Here is a 22417-nt window from a genome sequence, read left to right on the forward strand (position 1 = left end):
AGCAGTGCTCACGGATCATCCCGGCTGTCGCGCCGGGGCGAATCAGCGCCACCACACCTTGACAGCGGGCTCCAGCGCTGCCGGGTTGCTAACCCCCAGAAGAGCATCCCTCACAATCCGGCCCTGACCCAGGAAGACGCGGGGCTGCCGGCCAGGCGCAGGCTGCGCGGCGGGACCGTGACAGGCGCATCGCAATGGCCGCTATCCGGACATCCGCGCGCGGGCGCCGGCACGCAGTTGCCTCGCGGCGACGTTTCGTGCGCAGGACGTTTCAATTGCTTGCGAAGTTCGCTGCTCGCCCCGATGTGGCTGGCCCCCTGCAGGGCCCACGGCCGCAGACACAGCGCTGCTGTGACCCGGCTGTGACGATCCTCCCGGATCGTCGCTTTCCCGCCGATTTGCCCCCTTTTGCTGCATCGCAGCAAAAAGTGCTTGCAAGCCGCCCCGGAAGCCTCCACAATTCATTTCATGTTGCAGTGCAACATTATCGCTGTCACCAAGTATCCATCAGGAATCCCGCGGGTCGCCCCGCTCAGACTTAGGAGAGCATCATGCTGACTGCTGAACAAATCTTCGCCGCCCACAAGGCCAATATCGAGACCCTGTTCGGTCTGACCAACAAGGCTTTCGAAGGCGTGGAGAAGCTGGTCGAGCTGAACCTGCAGGTGGCCAAGGCCACCCTGGCTGAAGCCGCCGAGAACACCCAGGCCGCCCTGTCCGTGAAGGACGCGCAAGAGCTGCTGGCCCTGCAGACCTCGCTGCTGCAACCCAGCGCCGAGAAGGCCGCCGCCTACAGCCGTCACCTGTACGACATCGCCACCGCCACCAACGCCGAAGTGGCCAAGGTCGCCGAGGCCCAGTTCGCCGAAGCGCAGACCAAGTTCAACGCCGTGGTCGACACCGCTGCCAAGAACGCCCCGGCCGGCACCGAGAACGCCGTGGCCCTGGTGAAGTCCGCCGTGGCCGCCGCCAACAACGCCATCGAGAACATCCAGAAGGCCGCCAAGCAAGCCACCGAAGTGGCCGAGGCCAACTTCGAGGCCGTGACCAACACCGCCGTGAAGGCCTCGCAAGGCAGCAGCCGCGCCAAGCGTTCCGCCTCCGCCTGAATCTGACGAGTTGTCTCCTCGGTACCCCGTGGTGACCGCGTCACCCAGGTACCCTTGAAGCCCGATGCCTTGTGCCTCGGGCTTTTTTTATGGACTTCCCCGGGCCTGACCTCCGTGCAGGCGCTGCTAGCATCCGCGCCTGACCATGAGCGAGCGCGCCGCCCCTTCCCTTGTCGACTGCCCCAATTGCGAGGCGCCGCTGGCCCGGCCTCCCGCGCCTTTCTGTGCGCAGTGCGGCCAGGAGGCGCGGGTCCGGGCGCCCACGCTGATGGAGTTCCTCCAGCAGTTCGGCGGGGCCTACATCTCCACCGAAGGCGCCCTGTGGCGCACGCTGAAGCTGCTGCTGACGCGACCCGGCGCCCTGACGGCGGACTACCTGCGCGGCAAGCGCCGCAGCCATGTGCTGCCCCTGCGCCTGTACCTCACCATCAGCGTGCTGACCCTGGCCCTGCTGAAGCTCCTGGGCCATGCGCCCTTCAGCGAGGAGAAAGCCGAACGCACCCGCCAGAGCCTGCAGACTGGCACCTTCTCCGTGGTGGGGATCCCGCCGGTCGTGCTGGCCATGGAGCACCGGCAGTTCGTCTGCACCGGGCTGCCGGACTGGTACTGCACGCGCGCCCGGGCCCGGCTGGAGCAGGATCCCGGCACCGTGGTGCAGGCCGTGCAGGCGGCGCCGGAGCAGGTCATCGGCAGCATGGGGCGGGCGATGTTCGTGCTGCTGCCGGTCTTCGCCCTGCTGCTGAAGCTGCTGCAATGGCGCCGTGACGGCCAGGGCCTGCGCTACACCGAGCACCTGGTCTTCGCCCTGCACCTGCACTGCGTGTGGTTTCTGGCCCTGTGGGCGGTCGCGCTGCCGTCCCCGCTGCCCCTGGGCGCGCTGGCGTGGAGCCAGGGCTACACCCTGCTGGCCCTGCGCAGGGTCTACGGGCGCGGCTGGTGGGGCACGGCCTGGCGGGCCGTGCTGCTGCTGGCGACGCAGGCCGTGCTGATATTCGGCATGTTCATCCTCTCCGTCCTCTGGTCCGTGGTCTCATGAACTGGTTTCGCAGGCAGTTGCTGGTCCCCTCCCCCGTGCCCGGCCACTGCGCCAACTGCGGCAGCGCGCTGCCCGAGCCGCGGCCGCGCTTCTGCGGCCACTGCGGCCAGGAGACCGAAGTCAAGGCGCCCTCGCTGGGCGAGTTCATCCAGCAGTTCGGCGGCGCCTACTTCTCCACCGAGGGCGCGCTGTGGCGCACGCTGTGGCGGCTCTTCATCCCCGGGCAGCTGACGCTGGAGTACTTCGCGGGCCGCCGCCGGCATTACGTGCTGCCGCTGCGGCTGTACCTGACGATGTCCGTGGTGTTGCTGCTGGCCCTGCGCTTCAACAGCCAGCTGGAATGGACGGACGACGCGCCCGCCGACGGTCCGCCCGCGGCCGCCTCCGCGCCACAGTCCACGCCGCAGGCCGGCACCGGTGCGCTGAAACCGGCCCGGGTGGCCAGCGGGCCACAGCGGGTGCACCGCGGCCTGATCATCGACGACAAGGACCGCGCCGAGCTGACCATGATCGAGCTGGGCGGCTGGCGGGCCGGCATGCACCAGGGGAAGTTCTACTGCGAAGGCTTCAGTGACAAGGTCTGCAAGCGCCTCGAACGCCGCCTCACGGCCGACCCGGAGACCGCCCGGCAAGAGTTCGCCGACCTCCCCTCCCGGGCCCTGGACCACCTCGGCCAGGCCATGTTCGTGCTGCTGCCGGCCTTCGCGCTGTGGCTCAAGCTGCTCTACGTGGACAAGCGCCGCCGCTACACCGAGCACCTGGTCTTCGCCCTGCACCAGCACGCCTTCTGGTTCGCGATGCTGGCCCTGCTGACGCTGAAGGCCGAGCCGGTGGCGGTGTTCTGCGCGCTGGCCATGGTGGTCCACCCGCTGCTCGCCCTGCACCGCGTCTACGGCACGCGCTGGTGGAGCACCCTGCCCCGCGCCTTCGGCCTGATGGTGGCTTACACCGTCAGCCTGGGCCTGGTGATGACGGCCGTGTTCATCTACCTGTTCGCGTCTTAGCCGCCAGACGCTGGCGCAGCTGGGGCATGGCGGCCAGCGCAGCCTCGCGCCCCGCCTGGATGCTGCGCTTGCGGGCCGAGAAGTCGGCGCTGCCCACGCCCTCCAGTCTGGGGCGGATGATGACGTCCGCCTCGCGCAGCTCGAAGTTGTTGATGGAGCGGCCCATGATGGAGAAGGTCTGCAGCAGCATGCGCATGGCGTCGCCGGGCGGCTTGGCCTCGGGCGGCTCGGAGATGTCCACCGCGACGACCAGCTCGGCGCCCATCTGCTTGGCGAAGCGCACCGGCACCGGCGCCACCAGGCCGCCGTCCACATACTCGCGCTGGCCGATCTTGACCGGCTGGAACACCGCCGGCACCGAGCTGGAGGCGCGCACCGCGGCGCCCGTGTCGCCGGTGCGGAAGAGGATGGGCGAGCCGTCCGAGAGGTCGGTGGCGACGATGCCCAGCGGCAGGGGCATCTGCTCGATCAGGCGGTGGCCGGTCTTCTCACGCACGAAGCGCGCCAGCGCCTCGCCGCGGATCAGGCCCCGGGTGGGGAAGGCCCAGTCGGTGATGGCGCCCTCGTCCATGGACTCGGCCATCTGGGCCAGCTCCTTGCCGTTCTTGCCCGAGGCGTAGAGCGAGGCCACCAGGCTGCCCGCCGAGGTGCCCGCCACCAGATCGACCTTGATGCCGTTCTCCTCCAGCACCTGGATCACGCCGATGTGCGCGAAGCCCCGCGCCGCGCCGCCGCCCAGGGCCAGGCCCAGCTTGGGTGGCTTCGGGGGCGGCAGGGGCACGACGGGGTCGACCGGCTGCACGGGCTGGGGCGGCGGTGTCTCCGTGCCGGGGTTGCGGGTGGGCGCGGTGGCGCAGGCGGCCAGGCCCAGGGCGAGCAGGGCCGCCAAAGCGGCACGACGGGGGCGGACAGTGGCCGCAATATCAGACGATCGCATGGCGCGGCATTCTATTGAGCCGGCCGGCACTGCGGCGCCGGGGCCACGTCTTGCCTCCCCGCCGCCGGGCGCGATGCCACAATGCAGCAGCGCCTGCGCCTGCCAGGCGCGCCCACCGGGGAGTCGTGCGTGGACGAATCGGAACAGGTCAGGGAACGCATCGCCGCCATGCTGCGCAGCAGCCCGGTGTTCGGCCCGCTGTCCGATGCGCTGCGCCTGGCCCTGGCCGCCGCGATGCGCCTGCACACCGTGCCAGGTGGCAGCCCGCTGTTCCATGAGGGCGAGCCGGCGGACAGCATGGCCGTGGTCCTCAGCGGCGGCCTGCGCGCCTGGCGCCAGACGCCCGCCGGCGAGCTGCTGCTCTACAACCAGTTCCATCCCGGCCAGAGCGTGGGCGAGCTGGCCATGATCCTGCAGCAGGCGCGCGCCCAGCACGTCACCGCGCTGCGGGACTCCCTGGTCGCTCTGCTGGACCGCCAGGCCTACGAGGCCCTGCTGCTGCTGCACCCGCTGGAGCTGAGCCGGGTCATGATCAAGACGGTGGCGGACCGGCTGCGCAACCAGGCCGACGGCAGCGAGCAGCGGCTGGCGCAGACCTTTCTCGTGCTGCCCCTGTCGCCCGACGCGGCCACCCGCCAGGCCGCCGCCACGCTGGCCCGCCAGCTGAGCCAGGCCCTGGGCCACGGAGGCCGCGCCGGCCATCTGCTGGAGCACGGCCCCGAGCAGACCCTGCGCCTGGACGGCCAGCCCTGGCCCCGCGATCGTCTGCCGGAGCTGGACGACAGCCATGACTACCTGGTCTACGAGGCCGACCCACAGGCCAGCGACTGGACACGCTACGCCTTCCGCCACGCCGACCAGCTCGTGCTGGTGGCCCGCGCCGGCAGCGGCCCGGGGCTCAGCGAGATCGAGCGCCAGCTGCAGCGCGAGACCGGCTGGTCCCTCAAGCGCCAGCACCTGGCCCTGCTGCACCCGGCCGCCGCGCGCGATGCCGAGGCGCCGCAGCCCTGGTCGGTCGAACGCCAGCTGGAGCGCGTCTACCCGCTGCGCGAAGGCCATGACGAGGACGTGGCGCGCCTGGCCCGCTTCCTCACCGGCCAGGCCGTGGGCCTGGTGCTGGGCGGCGGCGGCGCGCGCGGCTTCGCGCACCTGGGGGTGCTGCGCGCGCTGCGCGAGGCGGGCGTGCCGGTGGATCTCATCGGCGGCAACAGCATGGGCGCCCTGATCGGCGCCCAGCTGGCCCAGGGCCATGACATCGCCACCGTGCTGGCGCAGACGCGCCGCTTCGCCACCGGCGGCGAACGGCTCACGCTGCCGCTGGTGTCGCTGGTGGGCGGGCGGCGCATCGAGCGCGACCTGCGCGCCCTCTTCGGCGAGCAGCAGATCGAGTGCCTGTGGCGCCCCTTTTTCGCCGCCAGCTGCAACCTGAGCCGCGGCAGCACGGCGGTGCTGGACCAGGGGCCGCTGTGGCGCGCCGTGCTCGCCAGCAATTCGCCCGCCGGCCTGCTGCCCCCCGTGCTGCAGGACGGCGACCTGCTGGTGGACGGCGCCATCCTGGAGAACGTGCCGGTCCAGGCCATGCGCGTGCGCCTGGGCACGCCCCTGGAGCGGCGGCGCGGCAACGGGCAGATCATCGCCATCGACGTCGATGCGCGCGCCGAACTGCGCGCCGACCCGCAGCTGCACCGCCTCAGCGCCGGCAGCCGGCTGCGCTCGCTGATCCGGCGCAGCGCCCCGTCCGCCCCGGGCATCGCCGACATCCTCTACGCCGCCGGCCACGTAGGCGGGGCCAGCCAGCGCGGCCGCACCATCGCGCAGGCCGACGTCTACCTGCAGCCCGACCTCAGCCGCTACGCGCTGATGGCCTATGCCCGCGCCCAGGAGATTGCTGACGAAGGCTATCGCCACGCCCTGCAGCAGGTCGAGCAATGGCAAGACCTGGCCCCCGGAGGCCGGAGGCGATGAGCGAGGCGCAGGCCACCCTGCCCCTGTCCCTGAGCCAGCGCGAGGTCTGGCTGGACCAGCGCGCCTGGCCGGGCAGCGTGCACCTGCACATCGGCGGCTTCGCCTTCCTGCATGGGCCGCTGGACCTCGCCCTGCTGCGCCTGAGCCTGCAGCAGCTGGTGGATGAGAACGAGGCCCTGCGCCTGCAGCCGCTGCCGGACGAGGGCGGCCAGCGCCTGCTCGAGCAGTTCGCCGCGCCGCTGGACATCCTGCCCCTTGATCCCGGTCGCGACACGCGTTCCGCCATGCTGGACTGGTGGCACCGGGAATGCCACCAGCGCTTCGACCTCGGCCGCGCCCCGCCCTGGCGCTGCGTGCTGCTGAGCGACGGCCATGCCCTGCACGGCCTGTCCATCCGCTTCCACCACCTCGTCATGGACGGCTGGTCCACCCAACTCTTCATGCAGCGCTGGACCGAACGCTACACCCAGCTCCAGCAAGACCTGACCCCCGCGCGCGAGCTTCCCGGCGCCTACCGGGCCTTCATCGAAGCCGGGCGCGACTACCTCGGCAGCGCCGCCTGCCTGCGCGACTCCGACTACTGGGCCGGGCAATGGCCCACGCTGCAGGAACCGGCCCTGCCGCCACGCCATGCCCTGCGCGCCCCCGACCGGCTGCCGCGCGCCCACGTCGCCCGCCTGCAAGTGCCGCGGCGCGAGCTCCAGCCCCTGCAGGCCGCACTGCAGGCGCAGGAAGCCAGCCTCTTTGATGCCGCCCTCTGCGCCATCGCCCTGTACCTGCAGCGCAGCCGCGGCATCGAGCACCTGGCGGTGGGCATGCCCAGCCTCAACCGCGGCGGTGCGCGCTGGCGGCAGACCCTGGGCATGTTCGTCAGCGTCCAGCCCCTGCTGCTGCACCTGCGTCCGCAGATGAGCATCGGCGCCCTGCTGGCTGAAGGCCGCCACCAGGCCCGCACCGGCCTGCGCCATGCCCGCTACCCGCTCAGCGAGACCGCCCACCGCCTGCAACTGATGCGCAGCGGCCGGGACAGCCTGCTGGACGTGATGGTGTCCCTGGAGCGCCAGAGCTATGCCCTGGGCTTCGGCGCCTGCCGCCTGGAGCAGGCGCGCCAGAGCTTTGCCGAGGAGGCCCGCTACCCGCTGGCCCTGACCCTGTGCGAGTTCGGTGACGCCGAAGAGGTGGAGCTCGTGCTGGAGCTGTCTGAGCGCTGCTTCGAGGCCGACGAGGCCGAGCTGCTGCTGCGCCGGCTCTGGCATCTCATGAAGCTGCTGCCCGACGCGCTGGACAGCCCGCTCGACGCCCCCGCCCTGATGCCCGCCGAGGAGTCCTGGGCCCTCATCCACGGCCTGCACAAGAACCTGGCCAGCACCGAGGCGCCACAGCCGGTGTGGCTGCAGTTCAGCCGGCAGGCCGGGCTGAATCCCGAGGCCGTGGCCCTGGTCTGGGACGATGCCGCCGGGCAGGCTCAGTCCATGAGCTATGCCGAACTGCAGCAGCGCAGCCTGAGCCTGGAGTCGGCCCTGCTGCGCGCGGGCCTTCGCCCGGGCCAGGTGGTCGCCCTGCTGCTGGACCGCAGCCCGGCCCTGCTGGCGGCCCTGCTGGCGGCCTGGCGCTGCGGCGCCTGCGTGCTGCCCCTGTCGACCGAGCTGCCCGGGGAGCGTCTGGCGGAGCTGCTGGAGACCGCCGCGCCCGCCCTGCTGCTGGGCCAGCGCCAGGAGGTGCTGCGCTGGAGCACGGGCATGCTGCCAGGCATCAGCCTGACGCCGCTGGGCGAGCTGCTCGACGCACCGGCCCTGGCCGGCGCCGCGCGCCCGCTGCCTGACGCCGCCTACCTGCTCTTCACCTCGGGCTCGACCGGCCGGCCCAAGGCTGTTCGCATGGGCCACGACGCCCTGGCGCGGCGCCTGGCCTGGCTGGCACGGCGCTGGCAGATCGGCCCGCAGGACCGCTCGGTGCAACAGGTGCAAGCCAGCTTCGACCCGGCCCTGATCGAGCTGCTGCTGCCGCTCGTGCAGGGCGGCAGCGTGGCCCTGATGCCGCCGGGCCGCCACCATCCCGAGCGCCTGGCGGCCTTCATGCAGCGCCACCGCGCCAGCTTCTGTGCCCTGGTGCCCTCCAGCCTGGCCGGTCTGCTGGCCGGCCTGCAGAAGCACCCGGTGCCCAGCCTGCGCGTGGCCTGCTGCGGCGGCGAGGTGCTGGCGCCGGCCCTGTCCAACCGCTTCCTCGCGGAGACGGGCGCCGCGCTCTTCAACGTCTACGGGCCGACGGAAGCCTGCATCTTCGCCAGCGCCTGGCCCTGCGAGCCCTGGCCCGAGACCGAGGCCCTGCCCCTGGGCCCCGCGGTGGACGACACCCGCATCTACGTGCTGGACGAGCAGCAGCGCCCGCAGCCCTTCGGCGTCAGCGGCGAGGTCTGGCTGGCCGGACCGACCCTGGCCCTGGGCTACCTGGACCCGCAGGACACGGCCGCTGCCTTCCTGCCCGACCCCTTCCACCCCGGCGAGCGCATGTACCGCAGCGGGGACCGCGGCTGGCTGGACGTCCAGGGCCGCCTGCATTTCGCCGGCCGGTGCGACCGCCAGCTGAAGCTGCGCGGCTACCGCATCGACCTGGGCGACGTGGAGGCGGCCTGCCTCAAGCTGCCCGGCGTGCACCAGGCCGCCGTGCAGTGCCTGGACATGGGGGACGGCCCGCGACTGCATGCCTGGCTGGCAGGCCCGCGCGCCCAGGCCGAGCCCACCCTGGCCGCCCTGCTGCGCCAGCGCCTGCCCGATTACATGGTGCCCGCCAGCCTCACCCTGCTGCCGGAGCTGCCGCTGAACAGCAGCGGCAAGCTGCTGCTGGAGCGGCTGCCACCGCCCGCGCACGCCACGGGCCCCTTGGCCGAGCCCCGCGCCGCCACCGCGCTGGAGGCAGCGCTGCAGGACCTGTGGCGCGAGCACCTGAAACGGACCGTCGTCGGCCTGGAGCAGAACTTCTTCGACCTGGGTGGAGATTCCCTGGCAGCGCTCGCCATCCTGGCGGCCATGGAGGAGCGGCTGGGGCGCCGCCTGCCCCTGCAGCTGATCGTGGACCACCCCACCGTGCGCCAGCTCGCCTTCGCCCTGGCCGCACCGCAGGCCGCCGAGGGCGTCCTTCTGTCCCTGAGCCGAGACATGCAGGCGCCGCGCCTGTACGTCGCGGCCTCCGGCCATGGCGACGTGCTGCGCCTGCAGGCCCTGGCGCGTGCGCTGGAAGGCCGGCTGAGCGTGCTGATGCTGCAGCCGCCGCGCGAGGCCCCGGCGCACATGGGCGCGCTGGCCGAGGTCTATGCCGATGCGATCGCGAGCGAGCCCTCGCGGCGCTTCTGGCTGGCCGGATTCTCGGTGGGCGGGGTCAGTGCCCTGGCCTGCTGCCGGGCGCTGGAAGCCCGCGGGCTCGCGCCGCAGGGCCTGGTGCTGCTGGACAGCATCCACCCGGAAGCCGTCATCGGTGGCACCAGCTCCTGGCGCGCCCTGGGCTGGCTGGTCCGTCGACTGCATGTGCAGGACCTCAGCATGAATGGCCGCCGCCTGGGCGCCATGTTCGCCGACCCCGGCCTGGTGGCCCAGGTCATGGCCCTGCGCAGCCACCGGGTCGAGCCCTGCAGCAGCCCGGTCTGGCTGCTCAAGACCACCGGCCTGCTGCGCTGGAACCGCCTGCTCTTCCAGGGCTGGCAGCGGCTCTTCGGCGAGCGCCTGCGCAGCACCGCGGTGCGCGGCCTGCATGGCTCCATGTTCGAGCCCGAGCATGTGCAGCACCTGGCCGACAGCCTGCTCGCGCTGATGGGCACCAGGATCGAGCCATGAGCCGGGCTGCGCTGGCACCGGGCCTGCGATGGCGCCTGGTCCTGCTGTTCGTCCTGCTGACGGGCCTGTTGCTGCTGGCCTGGGCCTGGCAGCAAGACCATTGGCAGGCCTGGCTGCGCGGCGGGCAGGCCCTGCAGTGGCTGCGCGCTCAGGCCGCCGCGCTGGGGCCGCTGGCCGTCTGGCTGATGATGAGCGCCGCCCTGTGCCTGGCGCTGCCCCTGGTGGTGCTGAGCCTGCTGGTGATCGCCGCCTTCGGCCCGGCCTGGGGCATGGCGCTGTGCTTTGCCGCCGCCGGGCTGTCCGCGCTGGTGAGCCACCGCATCGGCCACGGGCTGGGCCATGCGCTGCTGCTGCGCCTGGCCGGTCCGCGGGTGCGCCTGCTCAGCGAGGCCCTGGGCCGGCGTGGTCTGCTGGCCGTGATCCTGATGCGCCTGACGCCCATCGCGCCCTTCGCGGTGGTGAACATGGTGGCGGGCGCCACCCACATCCGCCCCTGGCAGATGCTGCTGGGTACCTGGATCGGCATGGCGCCCAGCACCCTGGTCATGGGCCTCTTTCTTGACCCGCTGCTGCGCCTGCTCGGGCGCCTGGACCTGCCGGTGGCCGCCGGCATCGCCGCGCTGATTGCCGCGGCGGCCGCGCTGCTGGGCTGGCGCCGCCGCCGGGCGCGCCCTCAGGGCTGAGGCCGTGCCTGCACCCGCAGCTGCTGCTCGCCCAAGCCCTGCACGCCCAGTCGCATCTCGTCACCCGCCTTCAGGTAGACGGGCTGCGGCTTGCGGCCCATGCCCACGCCGGGCGGCGTGCCGGTGGAGATCAGGTCTCCCGGGTAAAGCGTCATGAAGCGGCTGATGTAGCTCACCAGCTGAGCCACGCCGAAGACCATGGTGCGCGTGCTGCCGCGCTGCATGGGCTGACCGTTGAGGTCCAGCCAGAGGGTCAGGTCTTGCGGGTCGGCCACCTCGTCCGCCGTGACCAGCCAGGGGCCGATGGGGCCGAAGCTGTCGCAGCCCTTGCCCTTGTCCCAGGTGCCGCCGCGCTCCAGCTGGTACTCGCGCTCAGAGACATCGTTGACCACGCAGTAGCCGGCCACGTGGGACAGCGCATCCGCCTCGTCCACATAGCTGGCCTGGCGGCCGATCACCACGCCCAGCTCCACCTCCCAGTCTGTCCGCGTCGAGCCCCGGGGCAGCCAGACGGTGTCCCGGGCGCCGATGGCGCAGGAGGGCGGCTTCATGAACAGCACCGGCTCGGCCGGCACGGCCATGCCGGCCTCGGCGGCGTGGTCCGCGTAGTTGAGCCCCACGCAAAGGAACTTGCCCATGCCGCTCCAGGGCAGGCCCAGGCGGGTCTCGGGCGGCAGCAGCGGCAGGCGCGCTGGATCGATCCGGCGCAGCCGCTCCAGGACCTCGGGCGCCAGCGCGGCGCCGTCCAGCACGGGGCAGTGGGCGCTGAGATCGCGCAGCTGCCCGTCATCGTCCACCAGGCCCGGGCGCTCGGCTCCGGGCGCGCCCCAGCGCATCAGCTTCATGCGTGCTCCTCGATGTGAATGGCCGGGGCCAGTCTACGGCCCCCGGGTTTCCGTTCAGGACAGCTTGTAGGTCTGCAGGTGGATGCTGGTCTCGGTGGCACCGATGCCCTTGATCAGGCGCACCCGCTCCAGCACCTCGGCGAGCTCGCCCAGGGTGGCGGCGCGCAGCTCGGCCAGCAGGTCCCAGCGGCCGTTCGTGTCGAAAAGGCCGGACACGCCGGGCTCGCCCAGCAGGATGGCGATCACCTCGCGGGTCTTGTTGCCCTCCACCGCGATGCTCATCCAGGCGGTGATGGCATTGGGCGTGACGTCGGGCCGCAGCTTGACGGTGTAGCCGACGATCACGCCGCTGTCTTCCAGCTTGGCGATCCGGTTGGTGACCGTCCCGCGCGAGACCTTGAGCTTGGCCGCCAGCGTGGCCACGGTGGCGCGGGCGTCCTGGCGCAGCAGCGCCATCAATTGCTGGTCGAGGGTATCCATGGGTGGCTCCGGCGGAAGGGGGCCTCGTGCGATCTCAAGGCCCGGGTGCGAGGGGGATTTTGCCATTTTGGCAATTTCTACTGCCGAAATGGCAATGAACCTTGAGTTTTTGAACAACTCTTGCGCTTCTTTCTAACGCCAGGCTTGAGAAGAATCATGTCCATCACAACAACGGAGACTTCTCATGGCACTCCTGCTGAGCACCCACGATGTGGCTGCAATGACCCGACGAATGGGCCTTCCCGAGCTGCTGAAGCGCCTGGTGGGCTATCTGGAAGCCGACTACCTGCGCTGGCAGGACTTCGACAAGACGCCCCGCATCGCCGCTCATTCGGCGGACGGCGTGATCGAGCTGATGCCCATCGCCGACCACGAGCTCTACACCTTCAAGTACGTGAATGGCCACCCGACGAACTACCGTTTCGGCCTGTCCACCGTGATGGCCTTCGGCGCCCTGGCCGAAATGGCCACCGGCACGCCGCAAGTGCTGTCCGAGCTGACCATCAGCACGGCGCTGCGCACGGCCGCCACCTCGGTAATGGTCGCCAAGCGGCTTGCACGTCCTGATGCCAAGACCATGGCCCTGATCGGCAATGGCGCGCAAAGCGAATTCCAGGCCCTGGCCTTCCACCACCTGCTGGGTATCGAGGAGATCCGTCTCTTCGACATCGACCCCGCAGCCACCGCCAAGCTGATGCGCCATCTCCAATCCGTGCCGGGCCTGCGTCTGGTTCCCTGCCAGAGCACGGCCGAGGCAGTGAAGGGCGCGGACATCGTCACCACGGTCACCGCCGACAAGACCAATGCCACCATCATCACGCCCGAAATGCTGGAGCCCGGCATGCACATCAACGGCGTGGGCGGAGACTGCCCCGGCAAGACGGAGCTGCACCGCGGCGTGCTGGAGCAGTCCAGCGTGTTCGTGGAGTTCGAGCCTCAGTCGCGCATCGAGGGGGACATCCAGCAGATGCCTGCCGACTTCGCCGTGACCGAGTTCTGGCGTGTGCTGTCCGGCCAGGTGCCTGGCCGCCGTGACGCGCAGGAGATCACCGTGTTCGACTCCGTAGGCTTTGCACTGGAGGACTTCTCCATGCTGCGCCTGCTGCGCGACTGCGCCCGTGAACTGGGCCTGGGCAGCGAGATCAGCCTGGTGCCGCGCATGGCCGACCCCAAGGACCTCTTCGGCGAACTGATCACGCCCGAGGCCGAATCCCAGCGCCGGGCCGCCTGAGCCGGCTCACCCTTGCGGGCGGCGCCCCCTCCCCCGATGGAGTGATAGGGGCGCCGGTCGGCAACACCGAAGATGCCACCCCAGCGGCGCCGCCACAGGCAGGGCCGCCCGGGTGGCTGAAGCATGGAGGTGTTGCATGAGTCCCGAACTGAGACGGGTGCTGGGGGTCCAGACCCTGGCCCTGCTGGCGGCCCTGCTCTGCATTCTTCATGAGACGGCGCCGGCGCAGCCGGGGCCCATCGGCCTGGGTCAGGCCACTCGAGGCAGCATCCCTGCGGGGGCTGCCTCGAAGTCCGCCCTGCCTCAGGCGGCCAGGCTGGCCTTGAAGGCGCGCGCCTCCCGGCGCTTGGCCTTGGTGGCCTCCTGACGGTAGAGCTCCTCGGCTTCCTGGCGCAGCAGCACGGCCTTTTCCAGGGCCTGCATGTAGCGCTCCACGGTGTAGGTGGACTCGGAAGCGATGTAGACGCTGCGGCGGCGTGCCGGCTCACCATAACGGGGCAGGAGCACGGTGAAGCTGCAATCCCTCAGCTTGCCGCGGCGCTGGCGCACGATGGGGCCGGAGATGCCCACCGGCAGCTCGCTGGTCTTGTTGGCGTTGGGTTCGGGCTTGAGGCGGGTGGGGGCCGGGAGCTTGGCCACGCGCTTGAGCAGTTCCTTGGTCGCCGCGGCGAGGGCACCACCGGCTCCGCCGGGGAACTTGCTGTCCGAATAGAACTTGGTGCCGCCGTAGCGCAGCTGCCAACCGTGGGTGGAACGTGAATCGATGCGCTGCACGCCCTGCGGAACGGTGAACTGTTCACCGGTGTAGATCAATACTTCTCTGGTTTTCATGAGGTATCCCCATACAACTGGATAACTCCCTGTGTGCGCTAGTGTAACGGTCGCGTCACAGAAGCAGACTTGTGTCGTTAGGAAAGGGGACGGCGCCTGCAGGCTGGATGCCACAGTGGCCGCCCCAGTGTCACCCGGGTGACAAGCAAAGGCCCATCACGAGACCTTGCAAGCCCCTCGCGCCTCGGCCCCAGCTTCGTGCTCAGCCGAGCGCTCGGCCTCCCGCCGGCTCCGTGCAGTGTCGCGGCACAGGCCGTTCCACACAGGCGCGGCGTCTCGAAACTTAGGTCCGACTGAAGCCTTCCCGCGGGTCCCTGGCCGGGTGGCCTTGATCCTGCACAATGCGGCATCTGTCACCGAGAGGGTCTATGCAAAGGCGTCAATTCATCGTCCAGGGCAGCGCCAGCCTGTCCATGCTTGCCGTGCCTGCGCTGAGCCAGGCACAAGTCCGGCCGACCGAAGGCCGGCAATACCTGAAGCTGTCCACGCCCCTGCCCGGCGCGGCTGCCGACGGCGAGGTGCTGGAGTTCTTCTCCTACACCTGCCCGCATTGCCATGCCTTCGAGCCGTCTCTGCACCAGTGGCTGGCGCGCAAGCCGGCCAAGGTCCAGTTCCGCCGGGTCCCCATGGTCATCAATCCCATCGCCCGGGTGACGCAGAAGGTCTACTACGCCCTGGAAGCCATGGGCCAGCTGGAAGCCCTGCACAGCAGTGTCTTCAAGGCGGTGCAGGCGGACCTCACCAAGTTCCAGACCCTGGACAGCGCCCAGGCCGAGCTGGTGAAGCTGGGCGTCGATGGCGCGCGCTTCAAGCAGACGGCGGAATCCTTCGGCGTGCAGTCCAAGTGCCAGCAGGCCACCAGCCTGGGGCAGGCGGTCACCAGCCATGGCGTGCCGACCGTCGTCGTCAATGGCCGCTGGGTGACCAGCCCCTCCATCGCCCAGGGCTATCCCGAGGCCCTGGCTGCCATCGACCACCTGCTGACCCTGCCCCGGGCCTGAGCCCCATGGCCGGCTATGGTGCGCTGATCAAGGAAGTCGGGCGTGGCGCGCGGGGAGCGCGCAGCCTGGATCGGCCACAGGCCGCCGCCCTGTATGGCGACATGCTCGATGGCCGGGTGCCGGACATGGAGCTCGGCGCCCTGCTGATCGCCCTGCGCATCAAGGGTGAAAGCTGCGACGAGCTGCTGGGCTTCCATGACGCCCTGCAGGCGCGCACCGCCAGGATCGAGCCGCCCGCGGGGCCGCGCCTGGTCCTGCTGCCGGCCCTCAACGGGGCCCGCAAGCTGGCCAATCTGATGCCGCTGGTGGCCCTGCTGCTGGCACGGCGGGGCGTGCCCGTGCTGATCCATGGCCGTCATGACTTCGACAGCCGGGAGAATTCCTTCGATCTCCTCCGGGCCCTGGGCCTTGAGCAGGCCACCGACCTGGCCGCCGCGCTCGCGGCCGGCCGGCCGGCGGTCGCCCCCCTGGACCTGCTGTGCCCCGGCCTGGACGCGCTGATGGCCCTGCGCCCGCGCCTGGGCGTACGCAACAGCGCGCACATCATGGCCAAGCTGCTGGACCCGGCGCCCGGGCGCAGTCTGCGCGTGGTGGCGGTCACCCATCCCGAATACCTGGACAGCATGAGCGAAGCCCTGCCCGCCCTCTGCCGGGACAGCGGCGGCCAGGCCCTGCTGATGCGCGCCTGCGAAGGCGAGGCCCATGCCCACCTGCGCCGCAAGGCCTGGATGCGCCGCTTCGGCCCCGACGGCAGCTCCGAGCTGCAGACGGGCGACGATGACCTGAACCAGCCGCTGCTGGAGCTGCCGGGCATCGATGACAACGCGGCCTTGATCCAGGACTTCCTCTCCGGCCGGCGCCCCTTGCCGGCGCGCATCGAGGAGCAGGTCGAGGCCCTGGACGCCCTGGCGCGGGCCTGAAGCACGGGCCTGAAGCACAGGCGATTGGCGGGCCCACCCGGCGCCGCGGACCCGCACGATTTGTGCGAACTGGTTACCAGCCGTTCTGCCATCCGCACGTTTTCAGCCTGGGCGCCCCCCTTCGCGGGACCTGGCCCCACGGCTGACGGCCCCGCCCCAACCCTGACCTGGCCGCGCTCGCGGCACCCGGATCGGTGCCGCGCCAGGCCCGGCGCAGGCCCGGCGGCGTCGCACTCCCGCCCCTCCGCATGCGGGTTTCCGCGGAGTCACCTGACGGTGCGAAGCCTCGCCGCCAGGGCCGCCGCCGCCGCGGCGCCTAGGCGAGAAGGTCCTCCTGGCGCAAGTCGATACAAAGCGTCACCAACACCCCAGGGATTTCCTCTTGTTAAATATTTCCTGCGTACGTCCAATATATTGTCATCAGCAGATGTACATCGTTGTGGTACGCAGGACTGCTGATGCAGGGCTCGGCCCTTACGCGAGCCTGTAGTTCCCGGTCCGGCCGGCCGGGACTCGTCCCCTCTAAACAAATCGGAACCCCTCCTATGCGAACCCCCACTCTGACGGGGCTTGGCCTCGCCATGTCCTTTTGCCTGAGCCTGTCCCACGCCGATGCCATCCCTGCGGGCCCGCTGCCGCAGAACCAGCAGGCGGACAGCCGCCTTCCCGCAGCCCACAGCCACGCGGAGCACCGCACGGTCGATGCCAAGGACCGCCCGCCCGTGTCTGCGGAACGCTCGCGGCCCAGCACTGACAACGTCCGGCGCAGCAAGCTCAGCGTCACCAGCAAGGCAGCGCTGGCCGCCTCCTGCGACACCACGCTCTTCACCACCCGCACCGGCAGCGCCCTGGTCGAGGCGGTGCGCACCAGCACGGCGGACTGCGTCAACTCGCTCTTCAGCCTGCGCGGCACCGACGCCCAGCGCGCCTTCAACGAGACCCAGATGCGCAGCGTCGCCGACGGCCTGCGCAGCTACGCCTCGGGCTACAACGGCACCAACAGCAGCGGCGTGCTGCAGCTGATCCTGTTCCTGCGCGCCGGCTACTACGTGCAGTACAACGACAGCGCTTCGGTGGGCACCTATGGCAGCACCCTGAAGAGCGCGCTGCGCGGCGCCCTGGACACGCTCTATGCCAACGGCAGCATCTTCGGCGTGTCGGACGCCAACGGCGAGGTGCTGGCGGAGTCGGTCATCCTGATCGACTCCTCCACGGAGAACGCGCGCTACGCCTGGGTGGTCAAGCGCCTGCTGGACTCCTACACCAGCAGCTGGAACAGCTCGTACTACATGAAGGTCGCGGTCAACAACACCTTCACCGTGCTGTGGCGCGGTCACCAGAACGCCGACTACCAGGCCCTGGTGAAGTCCGATCTGTCGCTGCAGACCGCGGTCAGCAACTTCGCCAACCGCAACTGGGGCCTGATCGGCACCACCGAAAGCTACCTGGTCAGCAATGCCGCCAAGGAGCTGTCGCGCTTCCTGCAGTACCCCACCATCATCTCGACCACCCGGCCGCAGGTGCAGGCCCTGATGAACCGCGGCGGCCTGGGCACGTCCAGCCAGGCCATCTGGGTGGGTCTGGCCGACATGACGGACTACTACGACCCCGGCCAGTGCAACACCTATGGCAGCTGCAACTGGAAGCCCCGCGCCGAGGCCGCCGTGCTGCCGCTGAAGCAGGTCTGCAGCCCGAGCCTGACCCTGCGTGCCCAGTCCATGACGGCCGCCGAGCTCAACGCCACCTGCACCTCGGTGATCAACGAGGAGGCCTACTTCCACAACAAGCTGCAGACCAACCGCACGCCTGTCGCCAATGACAACAACAGCAGCCTGGAGCTGGTGGTCTTCGACAGCAGCTCGGACTACCAGGACTACGCCGGCGCGCTCTTCGGCATCGACACCAACAACGGTGGCATGTACATCGAAGGCAATCCGGCCCAGGCCGGCAATGTGCCGCGCTTCTACGCCTATGAGGCCGAGTGGTCGCGGCCCACGTTCGAGGTGTGGAACCTCAACCATGAGTACACCCACTACCTGGACGGCCGCTTCGACATGTACGGCGACTTCAGCGCCAACATGACCACCCCGACCGTCTGGTGGGTCGAAGGCCTGGCCGAGCACGTGTCCTACTGCTATCGCAATGTGCGCTACAGCAATGCCCTCACCGAGGCAGGCACCCTGCGCTATGCCCTGAGCACCCTGTTCGACACCACCTACGACAACGCCGACCAGACGCGCATCTACAACTGGGGCTACCTGGCCGTCAGCTTCATGATGGAGAAGCACCGCGCTGACGTCACCACCCTGCTGGGCCTGTACCGCAAGGGCGACTGGACGGGAGCGCGCAATCTGCTCAAGTCCACCATCGGCAGCCGCTACGACAGCGAGTTCCGCAGCTGGCTGGGCACCGTGGGCACCAACGGCGTGAACTGCGGCAGCACCGCCCAGCAGGCGCCGGTGGCCTCGTTCAAGACCAGCGTCTCCGGCCTGACCGTGGGCTTCACCGACACCTCCACCGACGCCGACGGTACCATCGCCAGCCGCGTCTGGAACTTCGGTGACGGCAGCAGCTCCACCGCCGCCAACCCCAGCAAGACCTACGCCGCCCCCGGCAGCTACACGGTCAAGCTGACGGTCACGGACAACAGCAACCTGAGCACCACGACGACCCAGGTGGTGAGCGTCTCGAATCCGACTTCGCAGCCGCCGGTTGCCGCGTTCTCTGTTGGCACCACGGGTCTCACCGCCTACTTCACCGACACCTCCACCGACGCTGACGGCACCATCGCCAGCCGCCTGTGGGACTTCGGTGACGGCAGCACCTCGACCCTGTCCAACCCCGCCAAGACCTACGCCACCGGCGGCACCTACACGGTGAAGCTCAAGGTGACGGACAACAGCGGTCTGAGCACCACGACCTCGAAGTCGGTGTCGGTCTCCGGCACGGTGCCCTCCACCTGCCCCACGCGTACCGACAGCATGAGCAACGGCTGCGTCCGCACCGGCCTGGCCGGCAACGCGGGTGACCTGCTGTACTACTTCATCTACGTGGACAAGCCCAATGTGCAGCTGAGCATCAGCACCAGCGGCGGCAGCGGCAATGCGGACCTCTACGTCAACACCCAGGGCTGGGCCTCGCCGACCTCGCACAACTACCGCTCCACCAGCAGCGGCAATGCGGAGACGGTGGTGGTGCCGGTGTACACGCCGGGCTACGTCTACCTGACGGTGTCGGGCAAGACGGCGTTCAGCGGGGTGAGCCTGAGCACCAAGTACTGAGCGTCTTGAGATGACGGGCCGGGAGTCTCCCGGCTCACCAATTCGGCGGCGCCTCTGCAGACATGCGGAGGCGCCGTCGGTGCTTGGCCGCCTGGAAACGGTTTCACAATGCAGTCCGGCGGCATGCTCGCTGCCTTGCGCGATGGAGCCTCCAGCGATGAAGCCACTTGCCTACCTCATCCTTGCCCCGACGCTGGCCACCTTGCCGGCATGGGCCACCCCGTCGGTCGACGAATTGCTCCGCGACGGGGAATCCATGCTTGCGGCCGGACACTTCGACCGGGCCCTGGCCTCTTGCCGTGCAGGCCTGGACACCCTGGGGACGGCCTATATGCGCCCTGGCGTGGATGACGACACCGACCTGAAGCTGATGGCCGCCGATCTCCAGCGCAGAAACGGTCATGTGGACCGCGCGGCGCAGCTCAGCTGCCAGATGCTGCGCGCCCGCATCGATCTGTACCGGCGTCCGGGACCGGGCGCCAGCGTTGCCGCGCCCCCAGCCGCGGCGAAGGCCGGCCGATGACGCGCGCTACCTGGGCCAGCGCGTCGCGCAGCGCATCGGCCTGAGCCCCCTGCGAGCCCAGAAGCGTGTCATTGACACCTTCGAGCGCTGAGCTGCCAGCGGGCCGGCGTTTGCCCGCGACGATGAGCTGTTTTGACTTGCATCAGGTCTATATTCCATTTAGACCATAAGCAATCTACGATTCAGTAGTTCTCATATATATAAAGGACTTCTACAGTCCGCCACCTAGGCTGCCAATGGGGGCTGCCACAGGGAGCGGATGTGGACTGGATTGCGGTTGCGAGCGGCTTCGGCGTCGGCGCCATCGTCGGGGTCACCGGCGTGGGCGGCGGCTCGCTGATGACGCCCCTGCTGCTCTCGGTCTTCAAGCTCAACCCGGCCGTGGCCATCGGCACGGACCTCTGGTTCGCCGGCCTCAGCAAGCTCTCCGGCTCCGTGGCGCACAGCCGCCACGGCCATGTGCGCTGGGACATCGTCCGCCAGCTGCTGGCCGGCAGCATCCCCGCCTCCCTGGCCACCGTGGCGCTGATGCACTTCAGCGGCCTCACCAAGGGCTGGGCCAGCGCCCTCACCTTCTCGCTGGGCATCGCCCTCTTCCTGACCGCCCTGGTCGTGGCCTTCCGCCCCACCTGGCAGGCCGTGGGCCTGCGCCTGGAGCGCTACATCCCTGAATCCCGCAAGCCCGCGCTGACCGTGATCAGCGGCCTGATCCTGGGCGTGCTGGTGTCCCTGTCTTCCATCGGGGCCGGGGCCATCGGCGCGACCCTGATCCTGCTCATCCACCCCCGGCTGCAGGCCCGCTACATCGTGGGCAGCGACATCGCCCATGCCGTGCCCCTGACCCTGGTCGCCGGCCTCGGCCACGCCAGCCTGGGCCATGTGGACTGGGCCCTGCTGGGCTCCCTCCTGATCGGCTCCATTCCCGGCATCTGGCTGGGCGCGCAGGCCACCCGCCGTCTGCCCGACGGCGTGATCCGCAGCCTGCTGTGCGCCTCCCTGCTGATGGCCGGCTGGAAAGTGCTTCACTGAATTCTTGAGTTGAACTGACATGTACGCCTACACCGACTTCGACCGCCAGTTCGTCCACGCCCGTGCCGCGCAGTTCCGCGACCAGCTGGAGCGCAACCTCGCCGGCACCCTGACCGACGACGAGTTCCGCCCCCTGCGCCTGCAAAACGGCTGGTACGTGCAGCGCCACGCCCCCATGCTGCGCGTGGCCGTGCCCTACGGCGTGATGTCCTCGCGTCAGCTGCGCCAGCTGGCCCGCATCGCCCGCGAGTTCGACCGCGGCTACGGCCACTTCACCACCCGCCAGAACCTGCAGTACAACTGGATCCCGCTGCCCCAGGCGGCTGACGTGATGGACTTGCTGGCCGACGTGGACATGCACGGCATCCAGACCAGCGGCAACTGCATCCGCAACATCACCAGCGATGCCACGGCCGGCGTGGCACCCGACGAGATCGTCGACCCCCGCCCCTACGCCGAGGTGCTGCGCCAGTGGAGCACCCTGCACCCGGAGTTCGCCTTCCTGCCGCGCAAGTTCAAGATCGCCATCTCCGGCGCCCGCGAAGACCGCGCCGCCATCGCCTGGCATGACATCGGCCTGCAGCTCAAGAAGAACGAGGCCGGCGAGGTCGGCTTCGAGGTGCTGGTGGGCGGCGGCATGGGCCGCACGCCGGTGATCGCCACCACGATCCGCGACTTCCTGCCCTGGCAGCAGATCCTCGTCTACATCGAGGCCATCGTGCGCGTCTACAACCGCTACGGCCGCCGCGACAACGCCTACAAGGCCCGCATCAAGATCCTGGTGAAGGCCGAAGGCCAGGCCTTCTTCGACGACGTGAACCGCGAGTTCGCGCAGATCCTGCAGGACGACCCGGCCGGCCACGAGCACATCATCCCCCAGGCCGAGCTGGACCGCGTGGCCGCGAGCTTCGTGGTGCCGGCTGGCGTGGCCGCGGTGCCAGGTCTTGACCTCTTCGAGGGCGTGCAGCCCGGCGCCTACAAGCGCTGGCTGGAGCGCAATGTGCACGGCCACCGCCTGAGCGGCTACCGTGCCGTGACGCTGTCCCTCAAGCGCGTGGGCCAGGCGCCCGGCGACGCGACCGACGCCCAGATGGACGCCGCCGCCCAGCTGGCCGACCAGTTCAGCCACGGCGAGCTGCGCGTGACGCACGACCAGAACCTGCTGCTGCCCTGGGTCCGCGAGAGCGACCTCCCGGCGCTGTTCGAGGCCGCCCGCGACAACAGCTTCGCCACGCCCAACATCGGCCTGCTGACCGACATGATCGCCTGCCCCGGCGGCGACTTCTGCGCGCTGGCCAATGCCCGCTCCATCCCCGTCGCGGCCGAGATCACCGAGCGCTTCCAGGACCTGGACGAGCAGTACGACATCGGCGACATCGACCTGCACATCAGCGGCTGCATCAACTCCTGCGGCCACCACCACAGCGGCCACATCGGCATCCTCGGCGTCGACAAGGACGGCACCGAGTGGTACCAGATCACGCTGGGCGGCTCGGACGGCTCCACGCTCTCCGGCGCCTCGCAGGCCGGCAAGGTGATCGGCCCCTCCTTCGCCGCCGACGAGGTGGGGGACGTGATCGAGTCGGTGGTGAGCACCTACAAGCGCGAGCGCCAGGCCGCCGAGCGCTTCATCGACACCGTGCGCCGCGTCGGCATCGAGCCCTTCAAGGCTGCCGCCAACGCCGTCCGCTCCTCCACCGCCGCGCGCTGAAGAC

17 protein-coding genes are annotated in these 22417 nt (G+C 70.0%); 13 read left to right on the plus strand and 4 right to left on the minus strand.

Annotated features, from left to right (window positions below):
- Positions 1-551: 551 nt before the first annotated feature.
- From phaP to ABDJ40_RS09760, 3 genes are all read left to right on the plus strand, one after another.
- Positions 552-1109 carry a TIGR01841 family phasin gene (gene phaP / locus ABDJ40_RS09750; protein ID WP_347609122.1) on the plus strand — a complete coding sequence of 186 codons (558 nt, stop codon included), beginning with the start codon at positions 552-554 and terminating at the stop codon, positions 1107-1109.
- A 145-nt stretch (positions 1110-1254) separates the two neighbouring features.
- Entirely contained in the window at positions 1255-2145 is an 891-nt protein-coding gene (locus ABDJ40_RS09755) for a DUF3667 domain-containing protein (RefSeq protein WP_347609124.1), read from the plus strand.
- A complete protein-coding gene (locus tag ABDJ40_RS09760) occupies positions 2142-3149 on the plus strand; it encodes a DUF3667 domain-containing protein (protein ID WP_347609126.1) in 1008 nt (335 codons plus the stop codon). The genes ABDJ40_RS09755 and ABDJ40_RS09760 overlap by 4 nt, the downstream gene beginning before the upstream one ends.
- On the opposite strand, the gene ABDJ40_RS09765 is transcribed toward ABDJ40_RS09760, so the two are convergent.
- A complete protein-coding gene (locus tag ABDJ40_RS09765) occupies positions 3127-4086 on the minus strand; it encodes a patatin-like phospholipase family protein (protein WP_347609128.1) in 960 nt (319 codons plus the stop codon). The genes ABDJ40_RS09760 and ABDJ40_RS09765 overlap by 23 nt on opposite strands.
- Before the next feature lie 129 nt (positions 4087-4215).
- On the opposite strand from ABDJ40_RS09765, the gene ABDJ40_RS09770 reads away from it, so the two are divergent.
- Genes ABDJ40_RS09770 through ABDJ40_RS09780 form a run of 3 tightly spaced genes read left to right on the plus strand, consistent with a single transcriptional unit; the run spans position 4216 to position 10561 of the window.
- Positions 4216-6051, plus strand: coding sequence for a patatin-like phospholipase family protein (locus ABDJ40_RS09770; RefSeq protein WP_347609130.1), 1836 nt, complete (start codon positions 4216-4218; stop codon positions 6049-6051).
- Complete coding sequence (locus ABDJ40_RS09775; RefSeq protein WP_347609132.1) at positions 6048-9878, plus strand: non-ribosomal peptide synthetase; 3831 nt, start codon at positions 6048-6050, stop codon at positions 9876-9878. Before ABDJ40_RS09770 ends, ABDJ40_RS09775 begins: the two co-directional genes overlap by 4 nt.
- On the plus strand, positions 9875-10561 hold the full coding sequence (locus ABDJ40_RS09780; RefSeq protein ID WP_347609134.1) for a TVP38/TMEM64 family protein: 687 nt from the start codon (positions 9875-9877) through the stop codon (positions 10559-10561). The genes ABDJ40_RS09775 and ABDJ40_RS09780 overlap by 4 nt, the downstream gene beginning before the upstream one ends.
- On the opposite strand, the gene ABDJ40_RS09785 is transcribed toward ABDJ40_RS09780, so the two are convergent.
- Together ABDJ40_RS09785 and ABDJ40_RS09790 are read right to left on the minus strand one after the other, a co-directional pair.
- Positions 10552-11406, minus strand: coding sequence for a fumarylacetoacetate hydrolase family protein (locus ABDJ40_RS09785; RefSeq protein WP_347609136.1), 855 nt, complete (start codon positions 11404-11406; stop codon positions 10552-10554). The two genes, ABDJ40_RS09780 and ABDJ40_RS09785, sit on opposite strands and share 10 nt — an antisense overlap.
- A 54-nt stretch (positions 11407-11460) precedes the next feature.
- Positions 11461-11886 carry an Lrp/AsnC family transcriptional regulator gene (locus ABDJ40_RS09790; protein ID WP_269629795.1) on the minus strand — a complete coding sequence of 142 codons (426 nt, stop codon included), beginning with the start codon at positions 11884-11886 and terminating at the stop codon, positions 11461-11463.
- A 184-nt stretch (positions 11887-12070) separates the two neighbouring features.
- On the opposite strand from ABDJ40_RS09790, the gene ocd reads away from it, so the two are divergent.
- Positions 12071-13117, plus strand: coding sequence for an ornithine cyclodeaminase (gene ocd, locus ABDJ40_RS09795; RefSeq protein WP_347609139.1), 1047 nt, complete (start codon positions 12071-12073; stop codon positions 13115-13117).
- A gap of 303 nt (positions 13118-13420) precedes the next feature.
- On the opposite strand, the gene ABDJ40_RS09800 is transcribed toward ocd, so the two are convergent.
- On the minus strand, positions 13421-13948 hold the full coding sequence (locus ABDJ40_RS09800; protein WP_269629797.1) for a hypothetical protein: 528 nt from the start codon (positions 13946-13948) through the stop codon (positions 13421-13423).
- Positions 13949-14316: 368 nt separating this feature from the next.
- Here ABDJ40_RS09800 and ABDJ40_RS09805 point away from each other — a divergent pair, with 368 nt between their 5' ends.
- From ABDJ40_RS09805 to ABDJ40_RS09830, 6 genes are all read left to right on the plus strand, one after another.
- On the plus strand, positions 14317-14949 hold the full coding sequence (locus tag ABDJ40_RS09805) for a thiol:disulfide interchange protein DsbA/DsbL (protein WP_347609141.1): 633 nt from the start codon (positions 14317-14319) through the stop codon (positions 14947-14949).
- A gap of 5 nt (positions 14950-14954) precedes the next feature.
- The gene (ybiB, locus tag ABDJ40_RS09810; protein WP_347609143.1) at positions 14955-15869 is read left to right on the plus strand and encodes a DNA-binding protein YbiB; all 915 of its coding nucleotides are present in this window, start codon (positions 14955-14957) and stop codon (positions 15867-15869) included.
- Positions 15870-16450: 581 nt separating this feature from the next.
- On the plus strand, positions 16451-19150 hold the full coding sequence (locus tag ABDJ40_RS09815; protein WP_347609145.1) for a collagenase: 2700 nt from the start codon (positions 16451-16453) through the stop codon (positions 19148-19150).
- Between the two features lie 157 nt (positions 19151-19307).
- A complete protein-coding gene (locus tag ABDJ40_RS09820) occupies positions 19308-19673 on the plus strand; it encodes a hypothetical protein (RefSeq protein ID WP_347609147.1) in 366 nt (121 codons plus the stop codon).
- 261 nt (positions 19674-19934) lie between these two features.
- On the plus strand, positions 19935-20702 hold the full coding sequence (locus ABDJ40_RS09825; protein ID WP_347609149.1) for a sulfite exporter TauE/SafE family protein: 768 nt from the start codon (positions 19935-19937) through the stop codon (positions 20700-20702).
- Between the two features lie 19 nt (positions 20703-20721).
- The gene (locus tag ABDJ40_RS09830; protein ID WP_347609151.1) at positions 20722-22413 is read left to right on the plus strand and encodes a nitrite/sulfite reductase; all 1692 of its coding nucleotides are present in this window, start codon (positions 20722-20724) and stop codon (positions 22411-22413) included.
- Positions 22414-22417: the final 4 nt, after the last annotated feature.

Origin of the sequence: Roseateles flavus (genome assembly GCF_039872765.1) — a bacterium.
Lineage (GTDB): Bacteria > Pseudomonadota > Gammaproteobacteria > Burkholderiales > Burkholderiaceae_C > Roseateles_B > Roseateles_B flavus.

Excerpts from the sequence above, each read along its gene's own strand:
- ybiB (WP_347609143.1), top strand. The coding sequence starts at position 14,955 with ATGGCCGGCTATGGTGCGCTGATCAAGGAAGTCGGGCGTGGCGCGCGG.
- ABDJ40_RS09780 (WP_347609134.1), top strand. The coding sequence starts at position 9,875 with ATGAGCCGGGCTGCGCTGGCACCGGGCCTGCGATGGCGCCTGGTCCTG.
- ABDJ40_RS09790 (WP_269629795.1), bottom strand. The coding sequence starts at position 11,886 with ATGGATACCCTCGACCAGCAATTGATGGCGCTGCTGCGCCAGGACGCC.
- ABDJ40_RS09805 (WP_347609141.1), top strand. The coding sequence starts at position 14,317 with ATGCAAAGGCGTCAATTCATCGTCCAGGGCAGCGCCAGCCTGTCCATG.
- ABDJ40_RS09830 (WP_347609151.1), top strand. The coding sequence starts at position 20,722 with ATGTACGCCTACACCGACTTCGACCGCCAGTTCGTCCACGCCCGTGCC.
- ABDJ40_RS09815 (WP_347609145.1), top strand. The coding sequence starts at position 16,451 with ATGTCCTTTTGCCTGAGCCTGTCCCACGCCGATGCCATCCCTGCGGGC.
- ABDJ40_RS09785 (WP_347609136.1), bottom strand. The coding sequence starts at position 11,406 with ATGAAGCTGATGCGCTGGGGCGCGCCCGGAGCCGAGCGCCCGGGCCTG.
- ABDJ40_RS09765 (WP_347609128.1), bottom strand. The coding sequence starts at position 4,086 with ATGCGATCGTCTGATATTGCGGCCACTGTCCGCCCCCGTCGTGCCGCT.
- ABDJ40_RS09760 (WP_347609126.1), top strand. The coding sequence starts at position 2,142 with ATGAACTGGTTTCGCAGGCAGTTGCTGGTCCCCTCCCCCGTGCCCGGC.
- ocd (WP_347609139.1), top strand. The coding sequence starts at position 12,071 with ATGGCACTCCTGCTGAGCACCCACGATGTGGCTGCAATGACCCGACGA.
- ABDJ40_RS09755 (WP_347609124.1), top strand. The coding sequence starts at position 1,255 with ATGAGCGAGCGCGCCGCCCCTTCCCTTGTCGACTGCCCCAATTGCGAG.
- ABDJ40_RS09800 (WP_269629797.1), bottom strand. The coding sequence starts at position 13,948 with ATGAAAACCAGAGAAGTATTGATCTACACCGGTGAACAGTTCACCGTT.
- ABDJ40_RS09820 (WP_347609147.1), top strand. The coding sequence starts at position 19,308 with ATGAAGCCACTTGCCTACCTCATCCTTGCCCCGACGCTGGCCACCTTG.
- ABDJ40_RS09775 (WP_347609132.1), top strand. The coding sequence starts at position 6,048 with ATGAGCGAGGCGCAGGCCACCCTGCCCCTGTCCCTGAGCCAGCGCGAG.
- phaP (WP_347609122.1), top strand. The coding sequence starts at position 552 with ATGCTGACTGCTGAACAAATCTTCGCCGCCCACAAGGCCAATATCGAG.